Origin of the sequence: Paracoccus marinaquae (assembly GCF_018860165.1) — a bacterium.
Classification (GTDB): Bacteria; Pseudomonadota; Alphaproteobacteria; order Rhodobacterales; family Rhodobacteraceae; genus Paracoccus; species Paracoccus marinaquae.
The window spans coordinates 1-10741 of sequence record NZ_JAHKNG010000066.1; the positions used below are offsets into that span (position 1 = coordinate 1).

The following is a 10741-nucleotide window of genomic DNA, read 5'->3' on the forward strand; positions in this document are numbered from 1 at the left end:
ACTACATCGCAGCAACCCTGCACGCCATCCTCGACGGTCACCCGCAAAACGGTATCGAAGACCTCATGCCGTGGCGATTCAATCAGCAGTCAAGCCTCGCCGCATAGGGCCACAACGTCGCGCTTACCCTTAGCGTAGGATCCTGCCCCCTCCGGCATCAGACCCCACATCGGACGCTCACCTTTGTCCTGACCAATCTTCATGGACGGAGCCTACCGCCGAGAGAGGCAGCGACAGCCCCGACATCATCAACACATGTCAACGAAAAATGGCCGCGGCCCCAGCCGGTTGATTACGTCCGGTCCCAAAGGCACCACGATCCAGTTGTTTTATTGCGAAGCTCGCACTATCAGGTGCTGTGGCGGAGAAATACTCATCTATTGGAACTTTGGCGAGGCTTCCTCCTGTCGCCGCAGACTGGCCACGCGCCGCCATTAACTCATAACTATTTAGCACCCACTCCGGCTTAAAACCGTTATTGTAGGCTACTGCGTACGCCTCGCTCGCATCTAGCTCCAAGCCGAGGTCCCCAGCGGCGCCGGCAAAGGTAGCAAGCGCACTGCTGCCAAGTTTCGGCAACGAGTCGCCACTGACCGCCGCCGAAGCCAACGCCGCAATAGCGGAGCGTTCAAAATAAGGTATGACTGCGGAGCCCATGCTATCTGCATCGCCGAACTCGCCATAGATTTCAGCAGACGTTTTCTGGAGACGGCCGGTAAGCAACAAGCTGTCGGCGAGGCCTTTCAATGTCTGTGCAGTGAGTCGCCGATCTGCCCGCGATGCTGCAATAGTTGCAAATTCGATAGGCGAGATATCGGCAGGAAGCCCCGCATCGGTCGATGTCTCTTCCATTGCGGACTTGTACATCTCAATTGCGATTTTACCTGCTAAAATACTCGCCTCCGGATTATCTTGTCCAATTCGTTGCGCCGTCCGCAAGTACTCGTCGCCTATCTGCTTTATCTCGGCTCGCTCTTGAGATCGCTGCAACATCGAGGCGATCTCTTTGCCACTCAGAGAAATTTGCCGGGCACTGAGCGCACTGTAGAGCGGGCAGACAAAATTTTCAGATAGACGTGCAAACTGATCGGAAGAAAGCGCCTTGTCAGAGTCAGAATCCATTCGGGAGATAATCTCCCCGATTGCACCTGAGACAGCAAAGTTAGATATCCTATCGTCAGGCCCGTCCGAAGACAGTGAGAGCGACAGGTTCTGTTTATCTGCCGTTAGAAGAGTTTCTATATGCGAAGACGTGGAGGCTCTGTCCGCGATTGCGGCCCACCTCATCAACTGCGCTCGGGCGCAGTGAAGGGGCATGACCTCTCCGAAGCTACGGCCGCCAAAATCGCGGAAATCCAGAATGACACCTACGACGTAGCCTCCAATGACAAGCGGCGCACCGCTTTCCCCGTGTCCCGGCCCCATGTCGAAGCTAAGAGTACAGGCGGAATAGGCCTCGCTGTTGTTCTTTTGGGTCACTCGATCGAGGGACTCGGAGGTCTCGCCGGGCGATGCCATCGTCGCCAAGTAGGAATAAAGCGTAGCCTGAGCCGGCGGAATCTCCGATAGCGCAATACGGGCACTAATAAGATGGGAAGGAACTTCCCCTACAATCTTGAGCAAGGCGAGATCGCGCGGAATCTCGGTATTGCCAGCCTGCTCATCAAGCATCGCTACAATCTCAGCCTCGAAGGACTTCTGTCCAGATACATTAGGAAAATTTAGCACAACCCGCTTACCGTGCAAGAATGACGTGTTTGGAACCGCTTCTTTCACAACGTGAAAAGCAGTCAGAAATATTCCGCTATCTGCATCAAGAACAAAAGCGTTGCCGTGAAAGTTGCCCTCGGCAAATCCCTCGCTGTCATAGACCTTGGCCAGCGTATATCGCTTAAAATCGTCTGGTGACGGGTTCCGCCAATATTGGCTCAAATCACAGATTCCAGCGGCAGACAGAGCTCCGGCAGACAGGATGATGCTCGCGGCTGCAAATCCCCAAGTCCACATCTACTCACTGAAATCCATCAAGATACGCTGCAGGTTGGATTGTGATATCTTGCCGGACAGTTCACCGGTAAATGGTGGGACGGCAAGTGCGATACCTCCACTCCCATTATCGATAAGAGCGAACTCCAATGCGATGGTGAATTCAGTTGCCTCGAGAGGCGGATTACCTTGCACCGCCACGGAGCGCGCTGCGGCCCCCTCAGCGATCGCTTGAGCCAGTGTCTCACGAATGAGCCCCGATGCAGCGACAGGATTAGACGCGCCTGCCGCTGGTGGCGTCAGCGTCATCTCAACCCGAGAGGTTACCGAGTTTTCAGTCGATGCACCAACAACGAAAACCCAGAATCCAACATTTCCACCGGCTTCGGTTCTATTGATCGTGTTGAGGGTCAGTTTAACTTGGGAGAGTGGCAGCATATCATTGTCACGCAGTATCGTCTGTGCGTCCAAAAGCGCTCCTTGTACGTCCCGTATCATCTCCGAGAGAGAGATCGTGGTTTCGGCGGGTGCCATTTGCACCATGGCAAGTACTAGTGGAAACGATAGGATGATTGATCGCATGTGACTTCCGATCTTTTCCAATTTAATCTCTTTGAAGGTAATGCTGCCGTCCCGATCACTTTATGGCAACTTTTTTCTAGGCCTGACACATCGCAGTCATTACCGAGTTAGCTCTTTTTTCTACAACTCGAACCCATCATCGCGCTCCAGCCCGATATTTCTGTTCCGCTCCTTGGCGCGCTCTTCCCCGAGATCCGGATGTTCACGCGCATCCTGCTCCCGCCCGAGCAGATCGGCCAGCCGCTCATTGACCTGCTGTCCCCTCCGTGCCTGACGATGTTCTCTATCCTTGCCAAGGATCGTGGCCAGCCTGTCGCGCAGATCGCCGGTATCGTCGCCCTCCCCCAACTCCCTGCCGACCCCGTCTTTCCCCACGGCGGCCCTGAGCGCGGCCAGCCCGGCACCGACCCGCCCCTCGCCCTGCTCGCGGGCAATCCCGTAGGCGTCGCGCGCCATCTCCAGCCGTTCCCGCATCTCGGCAAAGAACGCCCGTGCCTGGCGCGCGGCATGCACCCTCGCCCCGCGTTCCGTCACCGGCACGTAATCCCGGCCTTCGGCCTCGGCCGCGCGCATCTCGCGCCGCTCCATCGCGTTGGCCGCCGGGCCGAGCTTCACCTCGGGCACCCGGTCCAGCGCCTCGGCCGACAGCGCATCGCCACGCTCCAGCGCCACCGCGCGCTGCGCTTCCAGCGAGCGATGATCGACCCGTTCATCCACGCCTGCTCGTTCCAGCGCCCGGTTCTGCAGCTGGCCCCAGAACGCCCGCATTTCCTCGATCTCCGCGCCGCCGGTCTGCGCCGCATCGAGAATGCGGGTCTTGGCGCCCAGCCCCTCGGCGCCGAGTGCCCTTGTGGTGGTCAGCACATGGGCATGGTGATTGCGCTGGTCGCCCTCGCGATGCGGCGCATGGATCGCCACGTCCGCCGCCACGCCGTAGCGATCAACCAGGGCCTGCGCGAAGTCGCGGGCGATCGCTGCGCGCTCCGCATCGGAGATCTCCGACGGCAGGGCCAGCTCCCATTCGCGGGCGGTGACGGAATTGCGGCGGGTCTCCCGCGCCTCGGCGGCATTCCACAGCGCCGCCCGGTCCTGCGCCCAGGATGGTGCATCGGCCGGCGCGACAATGAAACTCTCGGCCACGCCGCCCTTGGCGGAATAGTCATGCACGCGCCCCTCCCGGTCGCAGGCAATGACGGAGCCGGACCGATAGGCCGCCGCGGCCGTCGCCGAGCGCCCGGCCGACCGCTTCACGGTTTTTACCGAGAGGTGATAGCTGGCCATGCCGCGCCCTCCTCCGGTGAAGAGCGGCGGTGTCCCCCTGCGATCCGTCTGCCCGCCAAAACGCGCGGCAACGGACAACAGGGTGCGCCCGTCTTTTCCGATCCCTGCCGCCCCCCGGAAGGCTGGGCAGGGATCGGAAAAGACAGCCCGGCCGAGACGGTCAGCCAGACCGTCGAGCACCGGGCTCTCCTGTGCCACGCCCCCGCCTGCCCTGCCCCATGATTGGCGGCAGGCCGGCGCATGGCACAGGCGGCGCGCAGCTTGCGCGCCTGGCGCGGATCGGGGTCACTATGCCCCCACGAGATCCGCGGCATCCGGCGCTCGGTCCCTGACGCCTGACCGCCCGCAAAGGGCCGGTCGAGGCGGAGGGGGCCATGCGCGCCGGCGGGCAATCCAACAGCCCATGTTGGTTCTGGAGGGTTTGGGAGGGCGAAGGCGCCTCCCATTCCGGCGCGTATCGCGTCGGACGGGGTTCGCCATCGGCCGGGGCTATGCCCCGGGGAGATCGCACGCAAATCTCGGAACCGCAGGTGGAGAGTTTGCATAAGTGCGCCCTTGTCCTTTACAGGCCTACGGGTACGCGCTACCGGTTGTTCTGGCAAGCACCGTTTCAACTTAGCTCATTTTATCACGGAGATCATTCCCCATGGCGGAGACCGAGCTTGAACGCGCCGAGAAACGCTATGCCCAGGCCAAGGCCCGGCTTCAGGCGCTGAAGAACCGGGAAGCCGCGAAGCAGCGCAAGCTCGATACCCGCCGCAAGGTGATCCTCGGCGGGGCGCTGATCGATCTGGCGGGGCGCGATGACAACGCTGCCCGGATGCTCGACCGGCTGATCCGCAACCTGCCCCGAGATCAGGACCGCAAGGCCTTCGAGGGCTGGAGCGCGGAACGCGAGGCGGCAGGATCGGGTGAGGGGAACGCGGAAGGGTCTGCCTCCCCTGCCCCGGCTGTCGAGGATGCTGGCACGGGGGCGACCGGATGATCCGGGTCATCGGCCGGCTGTTCAGGTTTCTCGCCGAGATGGCCGCGATGGCGATCGCGATGCCCTGGCTGCTCTTCCAGCTGGCGGTCCTGCTGCTGCTGGCCTCGGGCGCAGGGATCGTCACCTTCATGCTGATCCGGGGACTGATCCTCGGCGAAGTCGTGGTGACCGATCCGACCTCCGTGGCGGGCCGGCTGGGATTCCTCATCGTGCAACTGGCCTTCTGGGCGCTGGCGGTGCGCTTCTGGACCTATCTCCACGGCTTCGATCACCTCTTCGCCCGGCGGAGCAACAGCCACGGCTCCGCCCGCTTCAGCTCGAAGGCGGAACGCGCGGCCTTCGAGCAGGGTGACGGGCTGCTGATCGGCCGCGATCCGGACACCGGCCAACTGCTGCGCTATGACGGCCCCGCCCATCTGCTGACCTTGGCACCGACCCGTGCAGGGAAAGGGGTGGGCACCATCATCCCCAACCTGCTGACCGCGAACCGTCCGGTGCTGGTGATCGACCCCAAGGGCGAGAATGCCCGCATCGCGGCAAAGGCGCGCGAACGCTTCGGCCCGGTCCATGTCCTCGATCCCTTCGGCGTCACCGGCCTGCCATCCGCCGCCTGCAACCCGATGGCGGGGCTCGATCCCGGTGATCCGGATCTCGGCGACGACGCCGCGACACTCTCCGAGGCGCTGGTCATGGACCCGCCCGGACAGGTCCATGACGCGCATTGGAACGAGGAGGCCAAATCGCTCCTCGCCGGGCTGATCCTGTTCTGTGCCTGCCACGAGCCCCCGGAGCGCCGGACACTGGCCTCCGTGCGGGATTATCTGTCGCTGCCGCCCGCCAGATGGGCAGCTCTGCTGGAGCTGATGCAGGAGAGCGACGCGGCCGGCGGGCTGATCGCCCGCGCTGCCAACCGCTTCGCCGGCAAGGCCGAACGCGAGGCCGCCTCGGTCATGTCGAACGCGCAGCGGCACACCCGTTTCCTCGACAGCCCGCGCATCGTCGCGGCGATGGCCCGCTCTGACGTGGATTTTGCCGATCTGCGCCGGGGCGTGACCTCGATCTTCCTCGTCCTGCCGCCGAACCGGCTGGATGCCTACAGCCGCTGGCTGCGGCTGATGGTGGCGCAGGCCCTTCAGGACATCGCCCGGGCCGCGGAACGCCCCGCAGAGACCCACAGCGCCGCTGACGCGCCCGCAGGCGCCCTGAACGGCTCCGGGAGCGCCACAGAGGGGCTGGAGGCCCCCGAGGCGGCTCAGGAGGCCGCAGAGCCGCCGGAACGGCGCAGGGACGCCGCACGGCCGGCCCCGGCCCCGGCCCCTGCCCTCTTCCTGCTGGACGAGTTCGCCGCGCTTGGCCGGCTGGAGGCGGTGGAGCGCGGCATGGGGCTGATGGCCGGCTACGGCATCCAGCTCTGGCCTATCCTGCAGGACCTGAGCCAGCTCCGGGATCTCTACGGCGCCCGCGCCGGCACCTTCCTCGCCAATGCCGCCGTGCAGCAGGTCTTCGGGGTCAACGATCTCGACACCGCGAAATGGCTGAGCGAGAGCATCGGCAAGGAAACCGCCTATGGGCACTCGGAAAGCCATCAGCCGGGCGAACCGGCCTCGCTGACCACCGCGCCGCTCGCCCGCGACCTGCTGACGCCCGACGAGATCATGCAGATGCCGGCCCATCTCCAGCTGCTCCGCGTGCAGGGCCAGCCGGTCATGCTGGGCGAAAAACTGCGCTACTACGCCGATCCCGAGTTCGAAAATCTCTTTACGCCGCAACCCGCCTGACAGGAGGTCCTGTACCCATGCCCGATCAATATCCCGGCACCCGCGCCCTTTCCGACGCCGCCCTGCGCGAAACCCTCGATCTCCTGGGCCAGGTCGTGGCCAGCATGTCGGCACGCATCGACACACAGGGCGAGAAGATCGACGAACAGGAACGGCTCATCGTGATGATGATGGAGGCGCTGGCCGACACACGGGAGGCCGCGCACCGGGCCGCGAAACAGACTGACGCGAAAACCTATGCCGGTCAGATGGTCGAGGCGCTGGACGCCAATCTCGATCCGTTGTTCCGGAAGCTCCAGAACGCCATCGACGGGCTTTATCGACAGCACAACGACACCGGACATCGACTGAGGCAGCTGGAACAGGCGGAACACGAGGGCCTCGACAAGCTGCGGCAGGAACTGGCGGATGCCAGTGCGTGGCGGCGAAAGGTGCCCGTCATCTGGGCCGGCGCCGCCGGTCTGGCGGTCGTGCTGACGGTCGGTCTGAGCCTGTTCTTCTCAGCATGAGACCGGTGCCGGAAGTGCTGTCAGCGCGAGTTATCCACAGGCCCAGGTGTTAAATAGGTGTTAGAATCTGTGTTAAGCAAAAAAAACGCCAATTAACCGTTTGGAAAACATAAATTTTTCTGACACCCCCGTGTGTAGAGTCACGAAAGGGCGTGGGTGAAATCACGAAAGAGCGTGTGTAGAGTCACGAAAAGGATTTCTGTGTGGGTGAAATCACGAATCCCTTGACTGCCGTGGGTGAAATCACGAAAGTGCTCACATGGTGGGTGAAATCACGAAAGACAACCGGTCCCCTCTCCTTCCTGATCGACAAGATCAGAAGGATTTCTTCGTTTGCGATATCTTCGATGCCGCTCCCAAGGGCGATATGGCGTCAATGGCGCATCCTATCTTCTCGCTCTCGACCAAGCCCGATTTTCAGACCCGCCGATATGAAGATGAAAACGGCAAAAACTACGTTGAGGTTCGCCCTTCTCCCGATGGCCTTGCTACGATCCATGATCGCGATGTCCTGATCTATTGTATCAGCCAGGTTATCGCGGCGCTTAACGAAGGGCGGCAAGTCCAGCGCGTGGTGCGGCTGAAGGCTTACGACCTGCTCAAGGCCACAAACCGTGTAACCGATGGCCGCGGTTACAACGCTCTTCGCGCGGCACTTATTCGGCTTCAGGGCACCCAGATCGAAACGAACATCAGCACCGGTGGTACCGAACAACTGGACATCTTCAGTATTATCGACCGTGCCCGGATCCTCCGAGAGACCCGAGATGGCAGGATGCAGGAGATCGAAATCGAGCTGTCGGATTGGGTCTTTAACGCTATTCGGGCGCAGGAGGTCCTGACTCTTCATCGCAACTACTTCCGCCTGCGTAAACCGCTAGAACGTCGCCTGTATGAACTGGCCCGCAAGCACTGTGGGCGGCAAACGCAGTGGCGCATCGGCCTCCCCGCCCTTCAGCGGAAATGCGGATCGACCTCTACAATACGAGAGTTTCGGCGTCTTGTCGGTGCAATAGTCGAACAAGATGAAGCGCATCGTCATATGCCGGATTATGCGATTCGGCTGGAAGGTGAAATGGTCATCTTCGAGAATCGGGGCACGATGGATGCGCTAACCAACGATGTAGCGGCTGATTCAATCAGGCTCGGTTTCGACGCCCATCAACAGGCCCGTAAAGCTGCACCTGGCTGGGATGTCCACTACCTGGAGCAAGCGTGGCGAAGCTGGATGGCAGACGGCGGTCTCGATGCACCCCGTGAGCCGGACAAGGCTTTTGTCGGGTTCTGCGCAAAGTGGTTCGAGAAACGTGGCCATCCCTAGAATATTATAATCCTAGCAATCTAGAGAAATGCAAATCTGCAACTCTTGAAACCTAGAATCGTCGAGTCCTACCTGTCTAGCTTGTTCGCATTATTCATTCCTCGCATCCTAGGAATGAATAATAATAGGAGGCAGCGGTGATCATCTCTTTAATTTCCCAGAAAGGGGGCGTCGGGAAGAGCGCTCTAGCCAGGCTTTTGGCCGTTGAAGTGACTCGTGTGGGCTGGACCGTGAAGATTGCCGATCTTGATCCGGCACAAGGCACTTCGACCAAGTGGAAGGCCCGGCGCGACCAGTCTGGACTTCACCCGGAAGTGGCGGTCGAGAAGTACCGAACAGTCGATCGGGCGATCAAAGAGGCTGAAAACTTCGACCTTATGATACTCGATGGCCCGGCACATGCCGAGCAAGGCGGCCGCGTCATGGCGCAGAACAGCGATCTGGTACTCATGCCGACAGGCTATAGTCTTGACGATATGGAACCGCAGGTTGAGGCCGCCTACGAACTGGAGGAGGCCGGGGTCCCATCGGATCGGATATTCTTCTGCTTCTGCCGAGCCAAGGGATCGGATGCCGAAGACCGCGCCGCACGCACCTATCTTGGAAAGGCGCGGATGAACGTCCTTGAACCGACATTTCCGGAACTCGCGTCCATTCGCCAAGGCCACGCGGAAGGACGGGCTGCATCCGAAGTGCCGTTCCCCAAGGTGCAGGAGAAAGCGATAGCAGTCGCTCAGGCGATCATGAATCGCCTGTCAGGAATCAAGGAGGCGGCGTGATGTCTAAAGGTCTTCAGATCGCAGAGCCGCCGCGCCGCCGCCAGAGCGGAGCAGGAGAAGCATCCACTGAACGCAATAAGTCTGTCGAATTTACGAAGTTCGATAATGTGGCCGAGGACGAGAAAGTCCAATTCAATAAACGCGTCACACGCCGCGTCGCCGATGGCTATGAGATCCTTGCAATCCGAACCCGCCGCAAAGTGCCGGACCTCTTGGCCGAAGCGCTCAGCCTACTCGAAGAAAAGCACGGTAAGGTGTAGCTTCCTAGGATCATATCTTCCTACACATTCTAGATGCACGATTGGGCACTTGAATTTGTGCCCCAATGGGTTATATTTTGCCATGCAGACAGTAGCAGAAACCCCGATCTTTTCTCGGCAGGCCGCAAAGCTCTTCGATGAAGAACAAAAGCGGGAACTGATCGACTTCCTGGCGGCAAACCCGGAAGCAGGTGACGAGATTCCCGGCACGGGCGGTGTCCGCAAAGTTCGCTTCGCCGCCTCTGGGCGCGGCAAGCGCGGTGGGGCGCGGGTGATCTACTACTTTTTGGACGAAACCATACCGATCTACGCGCTCTTGGTTTACGGCAAGAACGTCAAGACGGACATGACGCCTGACGAGAAACGTGTGGTCGCCGCTCTGGCAGCCCAACTGAAGAAAGCTTGGAAGGAAAGACGGTGAGCACATTCGGTGACGATCTGATTCAGTCTCTGACCGAAGCAGTGGCCCATGGAAAAGGGCAGGGGCCTGCAATCGTGCACGAGCCGATTGATCCCCGAGAAGTCCGAAAACACGCTGCGCTGACCCAAGCGCAGATGGCGCCCTTGATGGGCATGAGTTTGTCTGGCTACAGAAAATGGGAGCAGGGTCAGCGCCATGTGAGTGGGCCGGCCGCGATGCTGCTGCGGGTCATCGAAAAAGAACCCGATGCAGTACGGCGGGCGCTTAGCTAAACATCCAGCACGATAGCGAATGAAAGCAGAAGGCGGCGCTTAACACTATTGGCCATAGTGTTAAGCTTGGTAGCCTCCGGCCCCGCGCAATAGCCGGGCAGGGGGCGTCTTTCCGCTTCCCGGGGTCTGATGCCGGAGGGGGCAGGATCCTACGCTAAGGCATATTTTTTGCCGAATTTCGCTGCAGGGTCCTGCAGACGGTCGGTCTTGAGACGGAGAAGAGCTCAGCAAGATCGCTGATAGAGTATTCGCCGGATGCGTGCATCCGGCTCAGTTCTCTTTGTTGTTTTTCCGAAAGTTTCGGCTGCTTTCCCCGGAGCTTGCCCTTGGCGCGGGCGATGGCCATGCCTTCGCGGGTGCGCATGCGGATGAGGTCGGCCTCGAACTCGGCGAAGGTGGCCAGAATGTTGAAGAACATCTTTCCCATCGGATCGGCCGGATCGAACCTGAGGCCTGGCTGACGGATCGTAGGCTGCGCATGTCCGATGCTATATGCCGCCTGGCGCGCGCGGCAAGGACCGGTGCGATCCCCGGTGGCTCCATCGAGGACGGCAACTTGAAAATCGA

General features: G+C 60.8%; 12 protein-coding genes. 8 read left to right on the plus strand and 4 right to left on the minus strand.

What is annotated here, in order from left to right:
• Nucleotides 1-258: 258 nt before the first annotated feature.
• The 3 genes from KNW02_RS19275 to mobQ form a co-directional block, all read right to left on the minus strand.
• Nucleotides 259-2007, minus strand: coding sequence for a S1 family peptidase (locus tag KNW02_RS19275; protein WP_216034820.1), 1749 nt, complete (start codon nt 2005-2007; stop codon nt 259-261).
• Nucleotides 2008-2568, minus strand: coding sequence for a trypco2 family protein (locus KNW02_RS19280; RefSeq protein ID WP_216034821.1), 561 nt, complete (start codon nt 2566-2568; stop codon nt 2008-2010).
• A gap of 120 nt (nt 2569-2688) precedes the next feature.
• Nucleotides 2689-3849: a MobQ family relaxase gene (gene mobQ, locus KNW02_RS19285; RefSeq protein WP_216034822.1), complete on the minus strand. Its 1161-nt coding sequence runs from the start codon at nt 3847-3849 to the stop codon at nt 2689-2691.
• A 646-nt stretch (nt 3850-4495) separates the two neighbouring features.
• Here mobQ and KNW02_RS19290 point away from each other — a divergent pair.
• The 8 genes from KNW02_RS19290 to KNW02_RS19325 all read left to right on the plus strand — a co-directional run bounded on the left by KNW02_RS19290 (nt 4496) and on the right by KNW02_RS19325 (nt 10174).
• The gene (locus tag KNW02_RS19290) at nt 4496-4834 is read left to right on the plus strand and encodes a mobilization protein (RefSeq protein ID WP_252734131.1); all 339 of its coding nucleotides are present in this window, start codon (nt 4496-4498) and stop codon (nt 4832-4834) included.
• A complete protein-coding gene (locus KNW02_RS19295) occupies nt 4831-6612 on the plus strand; it encodes a type IV secretory system conjugative DNA transfer family protein (RefSeq protein ID WP_252734132.1) in 1782 nt (593 codons plus the stop codon). Before KNW02_RS19290 ends, KNW02_RS19295 begins: the two co-directional genes overlap by 4 nt.
• A gap of 17 nt (nt 6613-6629) precedes the next feature.
• Nucleotides 6630-7121, plus strand: coding sequence for a putative RqcH family protein (locus KNW02_RS19300; protein WP_216034823.1), 492 nt, complete (start codon nt 6630-6632; stop codon nt 7119-7121).
• Between the two features lie 259 nt (nt 7122-7380).
• A complete protein-coding gene (locus KNW02_RS19305; protein WP_216034824.1) occupies nt 7381-8442 on the plus strand; it encodes a replication initiator protein A in 1062 nt (353 codons plus the stop codon).
• A 137-nt stretch (nt 8443-8579) separates the two neighbouring features.
• Nucleotides 8580-9221, plus strand: coding sequence for an AAA family ATPase (locus tag KNW02_RS19310; protein ID WP_216034825.1), 642 nt, complete (start codon nt 8580-8582; stop codon nt 9219-9221).
• On the plus strand, nt 9221-9481 hold the full coding sequence (locus KNW02_RS19315) for a hypothetical protein (protein WP_216034826.1): 261 nt from the start codon (nt 9221-9223) through the stop codon (nt 9479-9481). Before KNW02_RS19310 ends, KNW02_RS19315 begins: the two co-directional genes overlap by 1 nt.
• An 82-nt stretch (nt 9482-9563) precedes the next feature.
• Nucleotides 9564-9902: a type II toxin-antitoxin system RelE/ParE family toxin gene (locus KNW02_RS19320; protein WP_216034827.1), complete on the plus strand. Its 339-nt coding sequence runs from the start codon at nt 9564-9566 to the stop codon at nt 9900-9902.
• Nucleotides 9899-10174, plus strand: a complete 276-nt coding sequence (locus KNW02_RS19325; protein ID WP_348524791.1) for a helix-turn-helix domain-containing protein — start codon at nt 9899-9901, stop codon at nt 10172-10174. Before KNW02_RS19320 ends, KNW02_RS19325 begins: the two co-directional genes overlap by 4 nt.
• 154 nt (nt 10175-10328) lie before the next feature.
• Here KNW02_RS19325 and KNW02_RS19330 read toward each other — a convergent pair whose 3' ends face one another.
• Nucleotides 10329-10601: a helix-turn-helix domain-containing protein gene (locus tag KNW02_RS19330; protein ID WP_431356776.1), complete on the minus strand. Its 273-nt coding sequence runs from the start codon at nt 10599-10601 to the stop codon at nt 10329-10331.
• Nucleotides 10602-10741 lie beyond the last annotated feature (140 nt).

What these genes read in the sequence shown, in the direction of transcription:
- KNW02_RS19295 (WP_252734132.1), top strand. Translation starts at nt 4,831, where the DNA reads ATGATCCGGGTCATCGGCCGGCTGTTCAGGTTTCTCGCCGAGATGGCC.
- KNW02_RS19300 (WP_216034823.1), top strand. Translation starts at nt 6,630, where the DNA reads ATGCCCGATCAATATCCCGGCACCCGCGCCCTTTCCGACGCCGCCCTG.
- KNW02_RS19275 (WP_216034820.1), bottom strand. Translation starts at nt 2,007, where the DNA reads ATGTGGACTTGGGGATTTGCAGCCGCGAGCATCATCCTGTCTGCCGGA.
- KNW02_RS19280 (WP_216034821.1), bottom strand. Translation starts at nt 2,568, where the DNA reads ATGCGATCAATCATCCTATCGTTTCCACTAGTACTTGCCATGGTGCAA.
- KNW02_RS19305 (WP_216034824.1), top strand. Translation starts at nt 7,381, where the DNA reads ATGGTGGGTGAAATCACGAAAGACAACCGGTCCCCTCTCCTTCCTGAT.
- mobQ (WP_216034822.1), bottom strand. Translation starts at nt 3,849, where the DNA reads ATGGCCAGCTATCACCTCTCGGTAAAAACCGTGAAGCGGTCGGCCGGG.
- KNW02_RS19320 (WP_216034827.1), top strand. Translation starts at nt 9,564, where the DNA reads ATGCAGACAGTAGCAGAAACCCCGATCTTTTCTCGGCAGGCCGCAAAG.
- KNW02_RS19330 (WP_431356776.1), bottom strand. Translation starts at nt 10,601, where the DNA reads ATGGGAAAGATGTTCTTCAACATTCTGGCCACCTTCGCCGAGTTCGAG.
- KNW02_RS19290 (WP_252734131.1), top strand. Translation starts at nt 4,496, where the DNA reads ATGGCGGAGACCGAGCTTGAACGCGCCGAGAAACGCTATGCCCAGGCC.
- KNW02_RS19315 (WP_216034826.1), top strand. Translation starts at nt 9,221, where the DNA reads ATGTCTAAAGGTCTTCAGATCGCAGAGCCGCCGCGCCGCCGCCAGAGC.